Genomic DNA, 21140 nt, shown 5'->3' with positions numbered 1-21140 from the left:
CGTGAAACACAGCCCCTCGCTCCGCGCCGGTCCGCTAGCCGATCCCCCGCCAGCCGTCCGGGTCCACCCCGCCGGGCACATCGGCGGTCTCGTCGTACGGCTTACGAGTGAACACGAACGAGCCGAGATCGAGATGGCTCAGCGAGCCGTCAGGCCGGCGTACTGCTCGCAGGATCTCGCCCGCGAAGTAGCCCTCCAGACCGGTCCAGGTGCCGTCGCCGTTCGCCCGGAACCGCGAGCGGCGGCCCGTACCGGACAGCGGCCCCAGCCAGAGCAGTCCGTCGGCCGTCAGCCGCAGCCCGAAGGCGCTGGTCCCCCAGTACCACGGCCCGGCCAGCTCCAGCGGAGCCTCGTGGGCCTCAGGCAGGGGCTTCCAGGGCTCGGGGATGCGGGGTTCGGCCTCGGCGACGATACGGACGAGATCGGCGCCCAGCGCCGAAATCTGCGGACCCGAGGTGCAGTTGGTGAGGACCACCGCGGCCACGTCGTCCGCCACGCTGATCGTGAGGTTGGCCAGAAAGCCCGGCAGTGATCCCGAGTGGCCGACGAGCAGCCGGCCGTCCCGGTGCTGGAGCTGCAGACCGAGACCGTATGCGGCCCCGTCCGCGAGATCGGCGGCCTCGGCAGGGGCCGCGGGAGTCCGCATCTCCCGAAGGCTCTCCGCGCTCAGCACCCGCTCGTCGCCCCGGGCCAGGAAGGCCGCGAAGCGGGCCAGGTCACCGCTGGTGGACCAGAGCTGCCCGGCCGGGGCCATCCGGCCGAGGTCCTCCAGAGGTTCCGGCATCATCACATCGGCCCAGGGGTGAACCGCCCAGCCGCCCGCATGCGGTGCCTGCGGCTGTCCGCTGGTGCGCTCCAGACCGAGGGGTTCGAGCACCTCGCTGCGCAGCACGTCCTCCCAGGGCGCCCCGCGCAGCTTCTCGACGAGCGCACCGAGCAACGTATAGCCGGGGTTGGAGTAGTGGAACCGCGAACCCGCCGGGTGCAGGACGGGTCGCTCTCCCAGCACGTCCGAAAGCTCGGGGCGCAGCGAGCCCGGGGTGCGCTCCCACCACGGCGCCGGGGACTCCGCGGCCAGTCCGCTGGTGTGCGCGAGCAGTTCGCGGATCGTCACCTCTCCGGCGCCGGTACCCGGCAGATGCTTCTCCAGCGGGTCACCGAGGTCGAGCATCCCCTCGTCGCGCAGCCGCAGGACGAGCACCGCGGTGAAGGTCTTGGTGATCGAGCCGATCCGGTACTGCACGTTCGCGTCCGGGCCATGGCCGTCGACCGACGTCCGCGACCCGTGCCACACGGCCTGCCCACCCCGGACGACGGCCGCCACGAGCGAGGGGGTCCGCCCTTCGGCCTGGGCTACGGCGACGCGATGCAGCAGCGCCCGGCGCGTGGCGGGCAGAAGGTCTTCCTGAGCTGGTGTCATGCGCCCAGTCCACCCGCCGAGACGGCCGACGTCGAGCCCATTTCACCGAGGGCGTGGATCAGGTCTGGGCCATGTCCACGAAGCGGGAGTAGTGGCCCTGGAAGGCCACCGTGATGGTGGCCGTGGGGCCGTTACGGTGCTTGCCGACGATGATGTCGGCCTCGCCGGCGCGCGGTGACTCCTTCTCGTACGCGTCCTCGCGGTGCAGCAGGATCACCATGTCGGCGTCCTGCTCGATGGAGCCGGACTCACGCAGGTCGGACACCATCGGCTTCTTGTCCGTGCGCTGCTCGGGACCACGGTTGAGCTGCGACAGGGCGATCACCGGGACCTCGAGCTCCTTGGCCAGCAGCTTGAGGTTACGGGACATGTCCGAGACCTCCTGCTGACGGCTCTCGGAGCGCTTGGAGCCGCCGGACTGCATCAGCTGGAGGTAGTCGATGATCACGAGCTTGATGTCGTTGCGCTGCTTCAGCCGGCGGCACTTGGCGCGGATCTCCATCATCGACAGGTTCGGGGAGTCGTCGATGTAGAGCGGCGCCGAGGACACCTCGGGCATCCGGCGGGCCAGCCGCGTCCAGTCCTCGTCCGTCATCGTGCCCGACCGCATGTGGTGCAGGGCGACACGGGCCTCGGCGGACAGCAGACGCATCGCGATCTCGTTGCGGCCCATTTCGAGGGAGAAGATGACGCTCGGCAGGTTGTGCTTGATCGACGCGGCGCGGGCGAAGTCCAGCGCGAGCGTGGACTTACCCATGGCGGGACGCGCGGCGATGACGATCATCTGGCCGGGGTGCAGGCCGTTGGTGAGCGAGTCGAGGTCGGTGAAGCCGGTGGGGACACCGGTCATCTCGCCGCTGCGCGAGCCGATGGCCTCGATCTCGTCGAGGGCGCCCTCCATGATGTCGCCGAGCGGCAGATAGTCCTCGCTGGTCCGCTGCTCGGTGACGGCGTAGATCTCCGCCTGGGCGCGGTTGACGATCTCGTCGACGTCGTCGTCGGCCGCATATCCCATCTGGGTGATGCGGGTGCCCGCTTCGACCAGGCGGCGCAGCACCGCCCGCTCATGGACGATCTCGGCGTAGTACTCGGCGTTCGCGGCCGTCGGGACCGTCTGGACGAGGGTGTGCAGATACGATGCGCCGCCGACCTTGTTGATCTCGCCACGTTTGGTGAGCTCGGCGGCGATCGTGATGGGGTCGGCAGGCTCGCCCTTGGCGTAGACGTCGAGGATCGCCTGGTAGATCGTCTCGTGGGCCGGCTTGTAGAAGTCGTGGCCCTTGAGGATCTCGACGACGTCGGCGATGGCGTCCTTGGACAGCAGCATGCCGCCGAGCACGGACTGCTCGGCGTTCAGATCCTGCGGCGGCACCCGCTCGAAGGCCGGGCCTCCGCCGCCCTCCCACTCATCGCGGTCGTGCTGCTCCTCGCGGCCTCGGCCGCCGTCGCTGCGCCTACGGGAGGCGGGCAGACGGTCACCCGGCCCGCTGTCGGCCCACGGGTCGTCCAAGGGCTCGGAAATGCTCAACCGAGCCACCTCCTCCCGTCCGCCGAGCGGACCTCGCCGTGCCTCTCTTTTCTACGGCACGGCACTGACAAAACGAGAAGCCCAACTCCGTTTCTAGCGCGTCGTTTTTGTGTCGTTTTCACGACCGACGGACGGAGCGGGCGCCGGACCACGGTAGGCCCCCGGGCACCGTCAGCCAATCTGGTTATCCACAGGCCATGTGGACGACGGCCCAGATGCTGTGGAGAACTCCGCGAAACCTGTGCACGACCCGGTGGACAGCCCTGTGAACAAGCCCCCACAGTCTCTGCGGCCACGGCCCTGACCTGCGGCTTTCCCGTCCACCGGCTGTGCAGAAGAAAAACTTCCCCAGTCGGGCCAAGATCAGTTCCGAACCTGTGGGGAAGCACACTCACAGTGACGACAAGTAAGGGGCGCAAATGCTTTGCATCTCTTACCTGTGGACGATTACATTGACAGTCATGACGCAGGCTCCCACGACCCCCAGGGCCACCCGACGACAGCACGACCGCGAGATCCTCGCGCTGGCCGTCCCGGCCTTCGGCGCGCTCGTCGCCGAGCCCCTCTTCCTCATGGCCGACAGCGCCATCGTGGGCCACCTCGGCACCGCACAGCTCGCCGGACTGGGCATCGCCGCCGCACTCCTCGCGACGGCCGTCAGCGTCTTCGTCTTCCTCGCCTACGCCACCACGGCCGCCGTCGCCCGCCGGGTCGGCGCCGGCGACCTCCAGGCCGCCATACGCCAGGGCATGGACGGCATCTGGCTGGCCCTGCTGCTCGGAGCCGGCGTCATCGCCCTCGTCCTGCCCACCGCGGCATCCCTGGTCGACCTCTTCGGCGCCTCCCAGACAGCCGCTCCCCACGCGACCACCTATCTGCGAATCTCGGCACTCGGCATCCCCGCCATGCTCGTCGTGCTCGCCGCCACCGGAGTGCTCCGCGGACTGCACGACACCAAGACACCGCTCTACGTGGCCGTCGCGGGCTTCGTCGCCAACGCCGCCCTGAACGCCGGCCTCGTCTACGGCGCCGACCTCGGCATCGCCGGCTCCGCCTGGGGCACGGTCATCGCCCAGTGGGGCATGGCCGTCGCCTACCTCGTGGTCGTGATCCGCGGAGCGCGGCGGCACGGAGCATCGCTGCGCCCCGACGCCACCGGGATCAAGGCCTCCGCGCACGCGGGAGTGCCGCTGCTCGTGCGCACCCTGTCGCTGCGGGCGATCCTGATGATCGCCACAGCGGTCGCGGCCCGACTGGGAGACGCCGAGGTCGCCGCGCACCAGATCATCCTGTCGCTGTGGAGCCTGCTGGCCTTCGCCCTCGACGCCATCGCCATCGCGGGCCAGGCCATCATCGGCCGCTACCTCGGCGCCGATGATCCCCAGGGCGCCCGCGACGCCTGCCGTCGCATGGTGCAGTGGGGCATCGGGGTCGGAGTGGTGCTCGGCGCCCTGGTCGTCGCGGCCCGGCCGGTGTTCCTGCCTCTGTTCACCAGCGACTCCACCGTGACGGACACCGCGCTGCCCGCGCTCATCGTCGTCGCCTTGTCCCAGCCGGTCTGCGGAGTGGTCTTCACCCTCGACGGGGTGCTCATGGGCGCCGGAGACGGCCCGTATCTCGCCTGGGCCATGCTCCTGACCCTGGCGGTCTTCACCCCGGTCGCCCTGCTCGTGCCCGCCCTGGGCGGCGGCCTCACCGCCCTGTGGGCCGCGATGACCCTGATGATGACCGTGCGGATGGCGACCCTGTGGCTGCGCACCCGCTCGGGCCGCTGGCTCGTCACGGGCGCGACACGCTGACCACGGCCGGCCGGGGCCGGCATTACTGAGCACCCCGGCCCGGGGTCGACATTGCTGAGCGCCTCAGCCCGGGGCCGACGTTTCACGTGAAACACGCAGAAGGAGCCGCACCCAAGCGGGTGCGGCCCCTCCCTGTCAGCTGTTCAGCCGATCGCGAGCATCAGCCCGCGACAACCTCGATGTTGACCTTGGCGGCAACCTCGGGGTGCAGACGCACGGACGTCTCGTGGGCGCCCAGGGTCTTGATCGGCGCACCGAGCTCGATGCGACGCTTGTCGACCTCGGGGCCACCGGCGGCCTTGATCGCCGAAGCGACGTCGGCCGGGGTGACGGAGCCGAAGAGACGGCCGGCGTCGCCGGAGCGAACGGCCAGACGGACCTTCACGCCCTCGAGCTGGGCCTTCACAGCGTTGGCCTGCTCGATGGTCTGGATCTCGTGGATCTTGCGAGCGCGACGGATCTGCTCGACGTCCTTCTCGCCACCCTTGGTCCAGCGGATCGCGAACTTCCGCGGGATCAGGTAGTTGCGAGCGTAACCGTCCTTGACGTCGACGACGTCGCCCGCGGCACCGAGGCCGGAGACCTCGTGGGTGAGGATGATCTTCATGTGTCGGTCACCCTTCCCTTATCGCGCGGTGGAGGTGTAGGGCAGCAGCGCCATCTCACGGCTGTTCTTCACGGCCGTGGCGACGTCACGCTGGTGCTGCGTGCAGTTGCCGGTCACGCGGCGGGCACGGATCTTGCCGCGGTCGGAAATGAACTTCCGCAGCATGTTCGTGTCCTTGTAGTCCACGTACGTGACCTTGTCCTTGCAGAACGCGCAGACCTTCTTCTTAGGCTTGCGCACAGGCGGCTTCGCCATGGTGTTTCTCCTGTGTGATCAAGAAGTTTGGGTACGACCCCACCCCTGACCCGAGGGTCTAGAAGGGGGGCTCGTCCGAGTAGCCGCCGCCGTTGCCGGAGCCACCGCCCCAGCCACCGCCGCCCTGCTGGCCACCGGCGGGAGCGCCGGTCGCCCAGGGGTCCTCGGCGGGAGCGCCGCCCTGCGGGGCGCCACCGGAGCCGCCGCCCCAGCCGCCGCCCTGCTGGCCGCCACCGCCGCCGAAGCCGCCGCCACCACCCTGGGCACCGCGGCCGGCGGTCTTGGTGACCTTGGCCGTGGCATTGCGCAGGCTGGGACCGACTTCCTCGACGTCCAGCTCGTAGACCGTGCGCTTGACACCCTCACGGTCCTCGTACGACCGCTGCTTCAGCCGGCCCTGCACGATGACGCGCATGCCTCGCTGGAGCGACTCGGCGACGTGCTCCGCCGCCTGACGCCAGACCGAGCAGGTCAGGAACAGGCTCTCGCCGTCCTTCCACTCGTTCGTCTGACGGTCGAAGGTGCGGGGGGTGGACGCGACACGGAACTTCGCGACCGCCGCACCCGAGGGGGTGAAGCGCAGCTCGGGGTCATCGACAAGATTGCCGACGACCGTGATGACGGTCTCGCCTGCCATGGGGGAACCTCTCGGCGGGTTTGCTGCTGGCTGCTTGCGGTACTACTCGAAACCCGAGATCAGCTGAGCGAGGAAGCTCAGTGGGTCTCGGGACGGAGGACCTTGGTCCGGAGGACCGACTCGTTCAGGTTCATCTGGCGGTCGAGCTCCTTGACGACCGCAGGCTCGGCCTGCAGGTCGATGACCGAGTAGATGCCCTCGGGCTTCTTCTTGATCTCGTACGCGAGACGACGACGGCCCCAGGTGTCGACCTTCTCGACCTTTCCGCCGCCGTCACGGACGACAGAAAGGAAGTTCTCGATCAGCGGGGAGACAGAGCGCTCCTCGAGATCGGGGTCGAGGATGACCATCACCTCGTAGTGACGCATGTGGAACCCACCTCCTTTGGACTCAGCGGCCACGGTCGTTCCGTGGCAGGAGGGTTGTGATGCGTAGACAACGGTATCGGCCACCACTGACAATCGGGGGTCTCGCTGGGAGATCCCGGGCCGCGGTCTGGGCAGACACCGGTGCAGACGGTACAGAGTACCCGCACACCGGCTTCCGGTTGAAATCAGGCCGCCAGGACCGTCAATCTGTACACATCGGGTGTGTATGGCGCTACGATGCGCCGCCTTCCGCAGGAGGTGCCCCATGGCACAAGCATTGCGACCCAACACCGCCGGATCCCTGTTCGCCACTGACGACAAGGCCCATCCTCTTCAGGACACGCTGCTCGCCGTGACCGTCGTACTCGGGGCGATCTCCTTCATCACGGCGATGTTCCACAACCTCCATCTGCTCAGCTCCTGGACGGGTCTGGTGGGGATCATCACCGGCGCCTACGGACAGTGGATCTCCGAGACCACCCGTGAGCGCTTCGGGCTGATCCTGGGCCTCGGTGCGTGCGCCGTCGGCTTCTTCCTCGGCATGGCGCACGGAGGTCTCTTCGGCGGCCTGTGGTGAGGGCACCGGCGCCGCCCCGGCGCTGAGAGACCGCTGAACGACACGGCGTGGCACGCCCCGGCCGCCCTTGGACCGGGGCGTTGCCGCCGTGCGCCCAGGCAGGGCGCTCGCAAGGCGCAGTAGGCTTCGGCGCGAGAGCCGGAGCCCCTGTACCCATGGGGACACACCAGCCCGAGGAGCGCCCCGAATGAGCCTGACCCTGAGGACCATCAGCCGCGAGCAGCATCTGGCCTACATCCAGAGCCTGCCGGCGGCGAGCCACATGCAGGTCCCGGCCTGGGCCGACGTCAAGGCGGAGTGGCGCTCGGAGAACCTCGGCTGGTTCGACGAGCGGACCGGCGAGCTGGTCGGCGTGGGTCTGGTCCTCTACCGGCAGCTGCCCAAGATCAAGCGCTACCTCGCCTATCTGCCCGAGGGCCCGGTCATCAACTGGTTCGCGCCGAACCTCGACGACTGGATCCAGCCGATGCTGGCCCACCTCAAGCAGCAGGGCGCCTTCTCCGTGAAGATGGGCCCGCCGGTGATCATCCGGCGCTGGGAGGCCAACTCCATCAAGGCGGGCATCCAGAGCCCCGATGTGAAGCGGCTGCGCGACATCGAGGCCGACTTCATCGAGCCGCGCGCCTTCGAGGTGGCCGACAAGCTGCGCCGCATGGGCTGGCAGCAGGGCGAGGACGGCGGGGCCGGCTTCGGCGACGTACAGCCCCGCTACGTCTACCAGGTGCCGCTGGCCAACCGGTCCCTGGAAGAGGTCCACAAGAACTTCAACCAGCTGTGGCGCCGCAACATCAAGAAGGCCGAGAAGGCCGGCGTGGAGGTCGTCCAGGGCGGCTACCACGACCTCGAGGAATGGCAGCGGCTGTACGAGATCACCGCGGTGCGCGACCACTTCCGGCCCCGCCCGCTGTCGTACTTCCAGCGCATGTGGACGGCCCTCAACTCCGAGGACCCCAACCGGATGCGGCTGTACTTCGCCCGCCACAACGGCGTGAACCTGTCCGCGGCGACGATGCTGATCGTCGGCGGGCACGTCTGGTACTCCTACGGCGCCTCCGACAACATCGGCCGTGAGGTCCGGCCCTCGAACGCGATGCAGTGGCGGATGCTGCGCGACGCCTACGCGCTCGGCGCAAGCGTGTACGACCTGCGCGGCATCTCCGACTCGCTGGACGAGTCCGACCACCTCTTCGGCCTGATCCAGTTCAAGGTGGGCACGGGCGGCCAGGCCGCCGAGTACCTCGGCGAGTGGGACTTCCCGCTGAACAAGCTGCTGCACAAGGCGCTGGACATCTACATGTCGCGCCGCTGACCGCGCTTTCACCAGTCGCGTCGCTGACCGGGCGTCACGCGCTTCGGTACCGTCGATAGCTCCCATACCTCTGATACACCGCAGCCACGAGAAAGGTTCCAGGTCCGGCCATGGCGCTCACGCTCTACGTCGACACCGCGCGCTGGCGGGCGCACCACAAGCACGTGCAGGAGCAGTTCCCGGGGCTCGTGCCGGTCTGCAAGGGCAACGGCTACGGCTTCGGGCACGAACGGCTGGCGGAGGAGGCCACCCGGCTCGGCTCCGACGTCCTCGCCGTCGGCACGACGTACGAGGCCGCGCGCATCAAGGACTGGTTCGGCGGTGACCTGCTGGTGCTGACGCCCTACCGGCGCGGCGAGGAGCCGGTGCCCCTGCCGGACCGGGTCATCCGCTCGGTGTCGTCGATCGACGGCGTGTACGGCCTGGTGGGCGCCCGGGTGGTCATCGAGGTGATGTCCTCGATGAAGCGGCACGGCATCAGCGAGCAGGACCTGCCGCAGCTGCACGCCGCCATAGAGAACGTCCGGCTGGAGGGCTTCGCCATCCACCTGCCGCTGGACCGCACCGACGGCTCGGACGCCGTCGAGGAGGTCATCGGCTGGATGGACCGGCTGCGCGCGGCCCGGCTGCCGCTGCACACGATGTTCGTCAGCCACCTCAAGGCCGACGAACTCGCCCGGCTCCAGCAGCAGTTCCCTCAGACCCGGTTCCGCGCTCGGATCGGCACGCGGCTGTGGCTGGGCGACCACGAGGCGACCGAGTACCGCGGCGCGGTCCTGGACGTCACTCGGGTGGCCAAGGGCGACCGCTTCGGCTACCGCCAGCAGAAGACGGCCTCGGACGGCTTCCTGGTGGTCGTGGCGGGCGGTACGTCGCACGGAGTGGGCCTGGAGGCTCCCAAGGCGCTGCACGGCGTCATGCCGCGCGCCAAGGGCGTCGCACGCGCCGGCCTGGCCACGGTCAACCGGAACCTTTCTCCGTTCGTCTGGGGCGGCAAGCAGCGCTGGTTCGCGGAGCCGCCGCACATGCAGGTGTCGATCCTGTTCGTGCCGGCCGACGCCCCCGAGCCGAAGGTCGGTGACGAGCTGGTGGCCCATCTGCGGCACACCACCACGCAGTTCGACCGCCTCGTCGACCGCTGAGCCTCGCGGGGCAGGCCCCGCTGGATCGCGCAGGACATGCAGAAGGCCGTACACGGAGGTCCGTGTACGGCCTTCTGCATGGCGACTCCCGCCCCTTGTTCGCTCAGGGCGAACTCTTGTCCGTGGCGCCCCACTCCACCTGCGGCCCCTCGAAGTGGGCCGCGTGCCGCGGGGGATGGGCCGCGCGGCCGAGGGTGAAGACGTCCTCCGCGCCGTCGAGGACTCCGCCCGACGGGTCGTCGTCGCCCTCCCGGCGGACCACGTCCCGTTGCGGCATGAGGATGTCGCGGACGACCACGACGCACAGGTAGAACGTCCCCGCCAGGTGCACGCCGATCGCCCAGTGGTAGCCGTCGGTGGGCAGGCCCTTGTGGGCGTCTCCGCTGGTCGTGTAGGCGAGGTACAGCCAGATCCCGAGGAAGTAGGCCACCTCGCACGCCTGCCAGATCAGGAAGTCCCGCCACCGGGGCCGGGCCAGCACGGCCAGCGGCACCAGCCAGAGCACGTACTGGGGCGAGTAGACCTTGTTGGTCAGGATGAACGCCGCGACGATCAGGAACACCAGCTGCGCGAAGCGAGGCCGGCGCGGAGCCATCAGCGCGAGCGCGGCGACCCCCGCGCAGCACAGCAGCATCAGCAGGGTCGCGAGGGTGTTGACGGTCTCGGTCTCCAGCGGGTCCTTCGAGTTCTGGGCCATGATCAGCCAGAAGGAGCCGAAGTCGACGCCCCGCTCCTGGCTGAAGGTGTAGAACTTCGACCACCCGTCGAAGGCGAAGACCATCACGGGCAGGTTCACCACCACCCAGGCCCCGGCGGCGCCTCCCAGGGCCGTGCCGAATTCCTTCCACTTGCCCGCACGCCAGCACAGCACGAGCAGCGGTCCCAGAAGCAGGAAGGGATACAGCTTGGCGGCCGTGGCGAGCCCCAGCAGGACGCCGAAGGCGAGGGAACGCCCCCGCGACCACATCAGCATCGCCGAGGCCGTCAGAGCGACCGCCAGCAGGTCCCAGTTGATGGTCGCGGTGAGCGCGAAGGCGGGGGCCAGCGCGACCAGCAGACCGTCCCAGGGGCGGCGTGCGTGGGTGCGGGCGACGCAGACGGCGATGACCGCCGCGCACGCCATCAGCATCCCGGCATTGACCATCCAGTACCACTTCTCCTGGTGCTGGATGCTGCCGCTGCCGGGTGTCAGCCAGGCGGCGACCTCCATGAACACACCGGTCAGCACCGGGTATTCGAGGTACTCCATGTCACCGGGCAGCCGGTCGAAGTACGGCACGAGCCCGTCCGCGAAGCCGCGCCCGTTGTAGAGGTGCGGGATGTCGGAGTAGCACGCGTGCGTGTACTGCGAGCTGGCGCCGAAGAACCAGCCCCCGTTGTAGCAGGGCGCCTTCTGGACCAGGCCGATGGCGAACATGCCGATCGCCACGAGCGCGATGATCCGCACGGGCGTCCACCAGGACGTACCGAGCAGGGCGTGCCGCCCGAGGGGACCGCCGATCAGCTCGCTGCCGCTCGCAGCGACCGAGTCGGCCCGGGTCGGCGCCACCGGGTCGGTCGGGCGGGCTTGCGTTCCTTCTGCACTGGGCATGGGGCACATCCTGCCGTACATGTCTGGGAAAACGCCGAGGGCCGCCACACCCGGGTGGGTGCGGCGGCCCGATGTTTCACGTGAAACACCCGCTCCGGGCGAAACGGCGGCTAGCGGTGACTAACCAGTTGTTCCTTCGAAGATGCCTCCGCCGTCGTTCCCGTTCCCGTTGCCGGGACCGCCGTCCGTCGGTGAGGGCGTCGGCGAGGTACTGACTCCGCCGTCCGTGCCGCCCGTGTCCAGGCCGCCCGTGTCCGTGCCACCGGTGTCCGTGCCGCCCGTGGTGGTCTCGTCACACTTCCACCAGTTGTTGCAGGAGTCGGACGGCGACGGCGTGGGCGACGGGTCGGGCTTGTTGTCCTTGCTCGGCGACGGCGTCGGGCTCGGCTCCTCCTCCGACTCGCTCGGCGAGGGGGTGGGCGTCGGCGTCGGCTCGGCGTTGACGACCTCGCCGATGGGCTCGGGCTCCGGGAACTTCACGGCCGGCAGGTCCTTCAGGGCCTCGGCCATGTAGTCGTGCCAGATCTCCGACGGGAACGACGCACCGTGGATCGAGTCCTGGTCACCGGTGCCGTACATCGGGAGGAACGTACGGTTCTTGAGCTTCTCGTCGTCCGGGTAACGGAACATGGTGACCGCGGTCGACAGCTGCGGCGTGTAGCCCACGAACCAGGCCGACTTGTTCTCGTCGGTGGTACCGGTCTTACCGGCCACGTCCCGGCCCGGCAGTGCCGCGTTGGTACCCGTGCCCTCCTCGACGACGGTCTTCAGCACGTCGGTGACGTTGTCGGCGACCTCCGAGGTGAACGCCTGCTCCGTCTGCGTCTTGTGCGTGAAGACCGGCCCGTCCTTGCTGGTGACCTTCTGCACCGAGAACGGCTCGCGCTGCTTGCCGCTGGCCGCGAAGGTGGCGTACGAGCCGGCCATACGGATGGCGCTGGGGTCGGAGATGCCGATGGAGAACGACGGGTAGTTGGTGCCCGCCAGGCTGTCCTCACGCAGGCCCGCGGCGATCGCGGCCTCCTTGACCTTGTCCAGGCCGACGTCCATGCCGAGCTGCACGAAGGCGGAGTTCACCGACTCACGCATCGCCTCACGCAGGTCGATCATGTACTTGGGCGCCTTGCCGACCGACTGCTTGCCGTCGTTCTCCTGGAGCCACTCCTTGCCCTTTTCGTTCGTCCATACCGACCCGTCGTACTTGCGGATCTTGAGGTCGTTCTGGCCGCTGTACAGGCTCTTCGGGGAGACGACCGTGCGCTCGTCCTGCGCCTGGGTCTCCGGGCCGTCGGGGTCCCGGACACCCCACGTCATCGCCGCCGCGAGTACGAACGGCTTGAAGGTCGAACCGACCTGGGCACCGGTTTCGTCGGCGTTGTTGGTGAAGTGCTTGGTGGCATCCTCACCGCCGTAGATGGCCCTGATCGCACCGGTCGCCGGGTCCACGGAGGCGCCGCCGAACTGGACGTGCGTGTCCTCCGGCCGCTCCTTGGGCTTGATGTTCTCCTTGCGGACCTTCGTGACCGCGGCCTCCAGCGCCTTGACCTTCTTCTTGTCGAAGGTCGTGTAGATGGAGTAGCCGCCCCGCTGCAGATCGTCCTGGCTGATGTGGGTCTCCTCGCTGTGGCTCACGACGTAGCCGTTGGCGAGGTCGACCAGGTAACCGATCTGGCCGCTCAGGGCGGTGTTGAAGCGCGGGTTCTGGATCTTGGGGAGCTCGGTGTACTTGGCGCGCGTGGTCGGGTCGAGGTGGCCGTACTCGACCATCTTGTCGAGGGTGTCCTGCTGCTGGCGCAGCGCCCGGCGCTGATTCTTCTCCCGCGTGGCCTCCGCGGGGTCGATCTGGGGGGCGCCCGCCGGGTCGTAGTACGTGGCGCCCTTCAGGGTCGCTGCGAGGAAGGCGCACTCGCCCGGGTTGAGGTCGATGGCGTCCTTGTTGAAGTACGCGCGGGCCGCCGCCTGGATGCCGTAGGCGTTACGGCCGTAGTAGGCGGAGTTGAGGTAGCCCTCCATGATCTCGTCCTTGGAGAGCTTGGCGCCCACCTTGATCGAGACGAAGAGCTCCTTGAACTTCCGGGAGACCGTCTGCGACTGGTCGTCCAGCATCGCGTTCTTGACGTACTGCTGGGTGATGGTCGAGCCGCCCTGGGTGTTGCCGCCGCGGGCCATGTTGAACATGGCGCGGGCGATGCCCTTGGGGTCGACGCCGCTGTCGGTGCGGAAGGTCTTGTTCTCCTGGGAGATGACGGCGTTCTGCATCTCCTCCGGGATCTGCGCCAGGCTGATGATCTGCCGGTTCGTCTCACCGCCCGTGGCGACCATCTCGGTGCCGTCGGACCAGTAGTAGACGTTGTTCTGCGCGGTCGCCGTGTCCTGCACGTTCGGGACGGTCACCAGCGCGTAGCCGACGCCCGCGATGGCGACCAGGCCGCCGAAGAAGGCGAGGCTCAGACCGGAGACGAGCTTCCAGGACGGAACCCAGCGCTTCCAGCCGTACCTACCCGCGCGCGGGTAGTCGATGATCCGCCTGCGGCCGGGATCCACCGCCCGGCCCCTGCCCCGCCCGGGTCCGCCCGGGCCAGGTGCGGCACGCCGGCCGCCACGGCCGGGCTCGGCAGCCCGGCGGCGTCCGCCTCCGCTGCGCTGCGCCGCGCGCCGGGCCTCGGCGCGGCCGCCGTACGTAGGCTCCTCGCCTCCCGGCCCGTACGCGTCGGAGGAAGACCCGGTGGCGCCTCGCGGTGCCGCTCGGCGGCCGGAGGACGAGGCGGACGGGCCGCGTCTGGCCGCGGCCCGTCCGCCTCCCTGCGGCTGCGGCGGTTTGCGACGGTGCTCGCTCATCGAACGACTACTCCTCGGGCAGGCGCACCCCTGCGCGCCTGGAAACGGCAGCTGGTTTCCGGTCCCCCCGAAGTACGGACGCGGTCTGTTCCGCATTCACCCGTACTGCACCGGGGACCAGGACGTCCCCAGGCGTCACGCGGTTCCCGGCGGTATGCATGCCGGCACAGACTACGCACCGCCAAAACCTGCCTAGCCCCGAAGTTCCACCCAAATCAGGCAACTTGCCACCGACGAATCAGTGATGTGACGCCGCTCACGATCCCCCCTCTTGTCGCACCAGCACCGTCGTTCTATCGTCGTGATGTATCGAGTCGATACATCAGCGCGACATAAGGACCGTCAAAGGGGCCCGTCATACGGGTCGCGGCAGAGAGGAGGCGACGATGAGCCGGCGTTCCGGGATCCTCGAGTTCGCCGTACTCGGCCTGCTCCGCGAATCTCCGATGCACGGCTATGAGCTGCGCAAGCGACTCAATACGTCACTGGGTGTGTTCCGTGCGTTCAGCTACGGGACGCTCTACCCCTGCCTGAAGACGCTGGTCGCCAACGGCTGGTTGATCGAGGAGCCGGGGAGCGCCCCCGAGGACGCCCTGGCCGCGTCCCTCGCCGGCCGGCGCGCCAAGATCGTCTACCGGCTGACGGCGGAGGGCAAAGAACACTTCGAGCAGCTGCTCTCGCAGACGGGGCCCGACGCGTACGAGGACGAGACCTTCGCCGCCCGCTTCGCCTTCTTCGGGCAGACCTCGCGCGACGTACGCATGCGCGTGCTCGAAGGACGCCGCAGCCGCCTCGAGGAACGCCTGGAGAAGATGCGCGCCTCGCTGACGCGCACCCGGGAACGCCTCGACGACTACACCCTCGAGCTCCAGCGCCACGGAATGGAGTCCGTGGAGCGCGAAGTGCGCTGGCTGAACGAGCTCATCGAGAGCGAGCGGGCCGGACGGGACCTTCGGGGTTCCGCCACCGGGGAGCCCGCTCAGCAGGACACCACATATGGAGCGACGGGCGGCCTGCCCCGGTCCGGGGACACGCCCCGGCCGGATACGCCCGACGACACCGCCACGTGAAGGTCCCAAAAGGGCTTCACCGAGTACACACACAGGGAGCAACCGGAATGGGTTCGGTTCGCGTAGCCATCGTCGGCGTGGGCAACTGCGCCGCGTCGCTGGTGCAGGGCGTCGAGTACTACAAGGACGCCGACCCGGCGTCCAAGGTCCCGGGCCTGATGCACGTCCAGTTCGGCGAGTACCACGTCCGTGACGTGGAGTTCGTCGCGGCCTTCGACGTCGACGCGAAGAAGGTCGGCCTCGACCTCGCCGACGCCATCGGCGCCTCCGAGAACAACACCATCAAGATCTGCGACGTGCCGAACACGGGCGTGACCGTCCAGCGCGGCCACACCCTCGACGGTCTCGGCAAGTACTACCGCGAGACCATCGAGGAGTCCGCCGAGGCCCCGGTCGACGTCGTCCAGATCCTCAAGGACAAGCAGGTCGACGTCCTCGTCTGCTACCTGCCCGTCGGCTCCGAGGACGCGGCGAAGTTCTACGCCCAGTGCGCCATCGACGCCAAGGTCGCCTTCGTCAACGCCCTCCCGGTCTTCATCGCCGGCACCAAGGAGTGGGCGGACAAGTTCACCGAGGCGGGCGTCCCGATCGTCGGTGACGACATCAAGTCCCAGGTCGGCGCCACCATCACGCACCGCGTCATGGCGAAGCTGTTCGAGGACCGCGGTGTCATCCTGGACCGCACGATGCAGCTGAACGTCGGCGGCAACATGGACTTCAAGAACATGCTCGAGCGTGAGCGCCTGGAGTCCAAGAAGATCTCCAAGACGCAGGCCGTCACCTCGCAGATCCCCGACCGGGACCTCGGCGAGAAGAACGTCCACATCGGCCCGTCCGACTACGTGGCCTGGCTGGACGACCGCAAGTGGGCCTACGTCCGCCTCGAGGGCCGCGCCTTCGGTGACGTCCCGCTGAACCTGGAGTACAAGCTCGAGGTCTGGGACTCCCCGAACTCCGCGGGTGTCATCATCGACGCCCTGCGCGCCGCGAAGATCGCCAAGGACCGCGGCATCGGCGGCCCGATCCTGTCCGCGTCGAGCTACTTCATGAAGAGCCCGCCGGTGCAGTACTTCGACGACGAGGCCCGCGAGAACGTCGAGAAGTTCATCAAGGGCGAGGTCGAGCGCTAAGACCGCTCTTCCCTGGGCTCTGTGAGGGTCCCCGAGGCATTGCGCCCCGGGGACCCTCGCCGTATGTGAGGCTGTGCCCCATGGCCGTCGTAGGTGATCTTCGGGTCCTGTTGCGCTTCGGGAACTTCCGGCGCCTGCTCGCCGTACGACTGCTCTCCCAGGGCGCCGACGGCGTCTACCAGGTCGGCCTCGCCACCTACGTCGTCTTCTCCCCGGAGAAACAGACCTCCGCGGCCGCGATCGCCTCCGCGATGGCCGTCCTGCTGCTGCCCTACTCCCTCGTCGGCCCCTTCGCCGGTGTGCTGCTGGACCGCTGGCGGCGCCGTCAGGTCTTCGTCCACGGCAATGTGCTGCGTGCGCTGCTGGCGACGGTGACCGCACTGCTGATCGTCGGCCGCGCCCCCGACTGGCTCTTCTACGTCTCCGCCCTGTGCGTCACCGCCGTCAACCGCTTCGTCCTTGCGGGGCTGTCGGCCGCGCTGCCGCGTGTGGTGGACAGCGAGCGCCTGGTCATGGCCAACGCCCTGTCGCCGACCGCCGGCACCCTCGCCGCGACCGCGGGCGGGGGCCTCGCCTTCGGGGTACGGCTGGTGGTGGCCGACTCCGACGCGGCCGTGGTGTTCCTCGGGGCGGCGCTGTATCTGTGCGGGGCCCTGGCCGCGCTGCGCATCCCGCGGGAGCTGCTGGGCCCCGACCTCGCCCTCGTCCGGCCGCGGCTCACGACGGCCCTGTCCGGCACGGCCCGGGACCTGGCGGCGGGCGTCCGGCACCTGGCCGCGCCGCCGCGCCGCGAGGCCGCCTGGGCGCTCGGCGCGATGACCTTGATGCGTTTCTGCTACGGCGCCCTGACGGTCATGGTGCTGATGCTGTGCCGGTACGCCCTGACGTCCGAGACCGACGACGGGCTCGCGCTCCTCGGTCTGGCGCTCGGCGTGTCCGGGGCGGGGTTCTTCGCGGCGGCCGTGCTGACGCCCTGGGCGGCGGGTCGGCTGGGGCCCGGGCGGTGGATCGCCGTGTGCGCGGCGATCGCCACGGTGCTGGAGCCCGCCCTGGGGCTGCTGTTCGCCACCGGCCCGCTGCTGGCGGCCGCCTTCGTCCTGGGGCTCACCACACAGGGCGCCAAGATCTCCACCGACACCATCGTCCAGGCCTCGGTCGAGGACGGCTTCCGCGGCCGTGTCTTCTCCGTCTACGACGTCCTGTTCAATATTGCATTTGTAGGGGCGGCTGGAGTAACCGCATTGATCCTGCCTTCTGACGGGAAATCGATTCCCCTGCTGGTCATAGTCGCCACTGTCTACGCAATAGTTTCAGCCTTCATGTCCAAATCCCGCGCACAGTGAGCATCACTTCCTCAGATGCACCTCAAATCACTTGTTGAGGTGCGCCTCGACTGCAAGGATCACGTTTCGTTCTCAAAGCTGACCATCTCGAGCACGCGACCAGGGGAATCGTAAATCCCAACAGGAACGGGGAACGTTCATGAAGACTCGCACGTCGCACGGAATGGCAGCAGCGCTTTGCGCTGTCGCCATCCTCGCCGGCACTGCCTCGCAGGCTTCTGCCACCGAGGCTCAGCAGACCGATCCCGCTGCCACCCCGACGGCATACGCCAATTACCTGCGTCACTCCCACGAAGAGGGTGCGACCGACGCCCTCAATCAGTTCCAGCACCTGACGCGAGCCGAGCAGAACAAGTTCATCGACTACCTCCACGACCCGGCCCTGCTGAAGTCGCTCCTCGACAAAAGCACGGAGCAGGGAAGCGGCGTCTCCGTCTACTCCCGGAACTCCAGCAGCACGACCACGCTGTACAACGGTGATGTCACCATCGGCCAGGAGCGCACAGTCAGCGGCCTTTCCACCAGGGCGAGCAGGCCGCTTCCCAGGGGAAATCACACGGTCAAGCACAGCACCTACATAAAGCTCTTCGGCATAAAGATCATAAAGCTCAACCTGGCCGTGAATTTCCACAGTAACGGGCGGGACATCACCAAGGCGAACTGGGCCGACGCCAGCAAGAGGAATCTCAGCGGCGGGATCAACATTTCCCACGGCATCCCGAAGAAGTGGCTCGCGGAATGGGGCTTCTGCCGTTTGCACCCCACTCGCTGCTACCGCGGCCACAATGCTGCCGCTTCCGTCATCTGGGAGGGCGAGGTCGCCTATGAAGGCAGTGTGGTCCAGATCGACAAGAAGCAATACATGCTGTCCAACATCTACGGCAGGGTCATCGACTACTACCTTCACAACGTGTAAGGCAGAGGCGAAACAAAGGATGAGTCTCTGACGCATCGCCGCCAGCCCCAGAGTCAGGTCCTTTTGACCTGTGACTGAGCGGCGCGATGCAGGTGCAGGGCGAGGACGGCGTCGACGCGGGCCCCGACAGTGTTCGCACGAGCGAGCCGGGAGAAAGGGCAGCGATCGGCTGAATGCGTGCCGCCCGCACGAAGAGACAAGGACACGAAGCCTCTGGTGAGTCCGGGGACCACGCTGTGAACCCGTTCGCCAGGGGCTTTGCCCATCTCCCCGGGCGCCTGATCCCCTACGCCGGCAAGTGGACAGAGCCCGGTGCCCACTACGGCCGCTCTGATGCCACCTTCTCATGGCCACCCCTCAGCCCTCGTCACGGCCGTAGCGGTGTGCTAAGCAGCAATTCCCGCCACTATGGTCCGGTTTGAACGCCGCCGAATGTCACATGCCAGCCACAGAGCACCTCCCGCCTCTGGTGCTGTCACCGACGGCCGCTACCTTACGTGGGTCTTATTCGCTTCTTATGTGCGTCACACGAGCGCGCTGCAAGGGGGACCCCCGTATGTCCACTCCGCCGCCCCAGGGCCAGAACCCGTTCGCCCAGGGTCAGAACCCCTACGCCCAGGCGCAGGTGGCGCCCCAGCAGCCGGGTCAGCCGGGCTTCCCGCAGCAGGGCGTGCCCGTTCCGCCGCCCGCGCAGGGCAAGCGCTTCAGCAAGAAGCTGCTGCGCATCGGCGGCTTCATCGTCATCGCCATCATCATCGCGGTGGTGAAGATGCAGATGGGCAAGACCGACGCGGAGACGACGTCCGTCGGCAGCTGCATGCAGAACAAGGGCTCGATGACCGACGCCAAGCTGGAAACGGTCGACTGCTCCTCCACCGACGCCCAGTACAAGGTGATCGAGAAGTTCGACGACACCAGCGACACCGACAAGTGCAACACGGTCACGGGTACCGAGATCGCGTACTACCAGACGGGTGACGGCCACGACCTCGTCCTGTGCCTGAAGGAAGTCAAGTAAGGCACGACCTGTCATGAAGACGCTGCGTTTCACGTGAAACAACCGACAAGGTGGCCCGTGGAACGCCAGAAGGGGCGCTGTGTTTCACGTGAAACACAGCGCCCCTTCTCGTGTCGTGAAGCCGGACTCAGGAGCCCTGCTCCTCCTTGGCCCACCACTCCTTCAGGGCCTCCACCGCAGCCTCGTGCCCCAGGGGGCCGTGCTCCAGGCGAAGCTCCAGCAGGTGCTTGTAGGCGCGGCCGACGGCAGGGCCCGGCTGGACGCCGAGGATCTCCATGATCTGGTTGCCGTCGAGGTCGGGCCGGATGGAGTCCAGCTCCTCCTGCTCCTTGAGCTGCTCGATGCGCTCCTCCAGGCCGTCGTACGCCAGTGAGAGCGCAGCCGCCTTGCGCTTGTTGCGCGTGGTGCAGTCCGAGCGGGTCAGCTTGTGGAGGCGGTCGAGGAGCGGGCCGGCGTCGCGGACGTAGCGGCGGACGGCGGAGTCGGTCCACTCGCCGGTGCCGTAGCCGTGGAAGCGCAGGTGGAGCTCGACGAGGCGCGAGACGTCCTTGACCAGTTCGTTGGAGTACTTCAGCGCGGTCATGCGCTTCTTGGTCATCTTCGCCCCGACCACCTCGTGGTGGTGGAACGAGACCCGGCCGTCCTTCTCGAAGCGGCGCGTGCGCGGCTTGCCGATGTCGTGCAGCAGCGCGGCCAGCCGCAGGGTGAGGTCGGGGCCGTCCTCCTCCAGCGCCATCGCCTGCTCCAGCACGATCAGCGTGTGGTCGTAGACGTCCTTGTGCCGGTGGTGCTCGTCGCTCTCCAGCCGCAGCGCCGGCAGCTCGGGCAGCACATGGTCGGCGATCCCGGTGTCGACCAGCAGGGTCAGGCCCTTGCGAGGGTGCGCGGACAGGATGAGCTTGTTCAGCTCGTCCCGCACGCGCTCGGCGGAGACGATCTCGATACGCCCGGCCATCTCCGTCATGGCCGTGACCACCTCGGGAGCCACCTCGAAGTCGAGCTGGGCGGCGAACCGTGCCGCGCGCATCATCCGCAGCGGGTCGTCCGAGAACGACGCCTCGGGCGTCCCCGGGGTGCGCAGCACCCGCGCCGCGAGGTCGTCCATGCCGCCGTGCGGGTCGATGAACCTCTTCTCCGGCAGCGCGACGGCCATCGCGTTGACCGTGAAATCACGCCGGACGAGGTCTTCCTCGATGGAGTCGCCGTACGACACCTCGGGCTTGCGCGAGGTCCGGTCGTAGGCCTCGGACCGGTAGGTGGTGACCTCGATCTGGTAGCCGTCCTTCTGGGCACCGACCGTGCCGAAGGCGATGCCGACGTCCCAGACGGCGTCCGCCCATGGCCGCACGATCTTCAGGACGTCCTCGGGGCGCGCGTCCGTGGTGAAGTCCAGGTCGTTGCCGAGCCGGCCGAGGAGCGCGTCCCGTACCGAGCCGCCGACCAGGGCGAGCGAGAACCCGGCCGCCTGGAAACGGCGGGCGAGGTCGTCGGCGACTGGCGCGACCTGCAGCGGCTCGGTCACCGCGTGGTCGCGCTCCGGGGCAATGAGGTGGTCTTCGTTGGCGTTCGGCACAACAGAAGAGGGTACGTGG

The 21140-nt window shown here is 68.3% G+C and carries 18 protein-coding genes; 9 read left to right on the top strand and 9 right to left on the bottom strand.

The annotated features are described in order from the left end of the window. Nucleotides 1–34 precede the first annotated feature (34 nt). Nucleotides 35–1420, bottom strand: a complete 1386-nt coding sequence (locus RKD23_RS19150; protein ID WP_424854769.1) for a serine hydrolase domain-containing protein — start codon at nucleotides 1418–1420, stop codon at nucleotides 35–37. Between the two features lie 58 nt (nucleotides 1421–1478). Next, nucleotides 1479–2948: a replicative DNA helicase gene (dnaB, locus tag RKD23_RS19145; protein ID WP_424854768.1), complete on the bottom strand. Its 1470-nt coding sequence runs from the start codon at nucleotides 2946–2948 to the stop codon at nucleotides 1479–1481. Nucleotides 2949–3400: 452 nt separating this feature from the next. Here dnaB and RKD23_RS19140 point away from each other — a divergent pair, with 452 nt between their 5' ends. Then, entirely contained in the window at nucleotides 3401–4747 is a 1347-nt protein-coding gene (locus RKD23_RS19140) for an MATE family efflux transporter (RefSeq protein ID WP_424854767.1), read from the top strand. A 160-nt stretch (nucleotides 4748–4907) separates the two neighbouring features. Here RKD23_RS19140 and rplI read toward each other — a convergent pair whose 3' ends face one another. From rplI to rpsF, 4 genes are all read right to left on the bottom strand, one after another. After that, the gene (gene rplI / locus RKD23_RS19135) at nucleotides 4908–5354 is read right to left on the bottom strand and encodes a 50S ribosomal protein L9 (protein ID WP_386377860.1); all 447 of its coding nucleotides are present in this window, start codon (nucleotides 5352–5354) and stop codon (nucleotides 4908–4910) included. An 18-nt stretch (nucleotides 5355–5372) separates the two neighbouring features. Beyond that, complete coding sequence (gene rpsR, locus RKD23_RS19130) at nucleotides 5373–5609, bottom strand: 30S ribosomal protein S18 (RefSeq protein WP_003949403.1); 237 nt, start codon at nucleotides 5607–5609, stop codon at nucleotides 5373–5375. Nucleotides 5610–5667: 58 nt separating this feature from the next. Further along, complete coding sequence (locus RKD23_RS19125; protein WP_424854766.1) at nucleotides 5668–6246, bottom strand: single-stranded DNA-binding protein; 579 nt, start codon at nucleotides 6244–6246, stop codon at nucleotides 5668–5670. A gap of 77 nt (nucleotides 6247–6323) precedes the next feature. Beyond that, entirely contained in the window at nucleotides 6324–6614 is a 291-nt protein-coding gene (gene rpsF / locus RKD23_RS19120; RefSeq protein WP_009189556.1) for a 30S ribosomal protein S6, read from the bottom strand. 265 nt (nucleotides 6615–6879) lie between these two features. Here rpsF and RKD23_RS19115 point away from each other — a divergent pair, with 265 nt between their 5' ends. From RKD23_RS19115 to RKD23_RS19105, 3 genes are all read left to right on the top strand, one after another. Beyond that, a complete protein-coding gene (locus RKD23_RS19115) occupies nucleotides 6880–7191 on the top strand; it encodes a hypothetical protein (RefSeq protein WP_404036913.1) in 312 nt (103 codons plus the stop codon). Nucleotides 7192–7378: 187 nt separating this feature from the next. Next, nucleotides 7379–8500 (top strand): peptidoglycan bridge formation glycyltransferase FemX, encoded by a 1122-nt coding sequence (gene femX / locus RKD23_RS19110; RefSeq protein ID WP_404036916.1) that lies wholly within the window; start codon nucleotides 7379–7381, stop codon nucleotides 8498–8500. Between the two features lie 110 nt (nucleotides 8501–8610). Next, a complete protein-coding gene (locus RKD23_RS19105; RefSeq protein WP_424854765.1) occupies nucleotides 8611–9642 on the top strand; it encodes an alanine racemase in 1032 nt (343 codons plus the stop codon). 103 nt (nucleotides 9643–9745) lie between these two features. Here the strand turns inward: RKD23_RS19105 and RKD23_RS19100 are convergent, their stop codons facing one another. After that, on the bottom strand, nucleotides 9746–11242 hold the full coding sequence (locus tag RKD23_RS19100; RefSeq protein WP_424858279.1) for a glycosyltransferase family 87 protein: 1497 nt from the start codon (nucleotides 11240–11242) through the stop codon (nucleotides 9746–9748). A 111-nt stretch (nucleotides 11243–11353) separates the two neighbouring features. Next, complete coding sequence (locus tag RKD23_RS19095) at nucleotides 11354–14071, bottom strand: transglycosylase domain-containing protein (protein ID WP_424854764.1); 2718 nt, start codon at nucleotides 14069–14071, stop codon at nucleotides 11354–11356. A gap of 386 nt (nucleotides 14072–14457) precedes the next feature. Between RKD23_RS19095 and RKD23_RS19090 the strand changes: the two genes are divergently transcribed. The 5 genes from RKD23_RS19090 (at nucleotide 14458) to RKD23_RS19070 (ending at nucleotide 19548) form a co-directional block, all read left to right on the top strand. After that, entirely contained in the window at nucleotides 14458–15141 is a 684-nt protein-coding gene (locus tag RKD23_RS19090; protein ID WP_404036925.1) for a PadR family transcriptional regulator, read from the top strand. Nucleotides 15142–15188: 47 nt separating this feature from the next. Continuing rightward, a complete protein-coding gene (locus RKD23_RS19085; RefSeq protein ID WP_424854763.1) occupies nucleotides 15189–16271 on the top strand; it encodes an inositol-3-phosphate synthase in 1083 nt (360 codons plus the stop codon). Nucleotides 16272–16351: 80 nt separating this feature from the next. Further along, nucleotides 16352–17614 (top strand): MFS transporter, encoded by a 1263-nt coding sequence (locus RKD23_RS19080; protein WP_424854762.1) that lies wholly within the window; start codon nucleotides 16352–16354, stop codon nucleotides 17612–17614. Between the two features lie 139 nt (nucleotides 17615–17753). Further along, on the top strand, nucleotides 17754–18530 hold the full coding sequence (locus tag RKD23_RS19075; RefSeq protein ID WP_424854761.1) for a hypothetical protein: 777 nt from the start codon (nucleotides 17754–17756) through the stop codon (nucleotides 18528–18530). A gap of 556 nt (nucleotides 18531–19086) precedes the next feature. Then, nucleotides 19087–19548, top strand: a complete 462-nt coding sequence (locus RKD23_RS19070) for an LppU/SCO3897 family protein (RefSeq protein ID WP_424854760.1) — start codon at nucleotides 19087–19089, stop codon at nucleotides 19546–19548. Nucleotides 19549–19675: 127 nt separating this feature from the next. On the opposite strand, the gene RKD23_RS19065 is transcribed toward RKD23_RS19070, so the two are convergent. Then, the gene (locus tag RKD23_RS19065; RefSeq protein ID WP_424854759.1) at nucleotides 19676–21121 is read right to left on the bottom strand and encodes a CCA tRNA nucleotidyltransferase; all 1446 of its coding nucleotides are present in this window, start codon (nucleotides 21119–21121) and stop codon (nucleotides 19676–19678) included. Nucleotides 21122–21140 lie beyond the last annotated feature (19 nt).

The organism is Streptomyces sp. SAI-170 (assembly GCF_049739565.1).
Lineage (GTDB): Bacteria > Actinomycetota > Actinomycetes > Streptomycetales > Streptomycetaceae > Streptomyces.
Note: the sequence above shows the minus strand (reverse complement) of the source record. Positions and strands in the feature narration are given on the sequence as shown.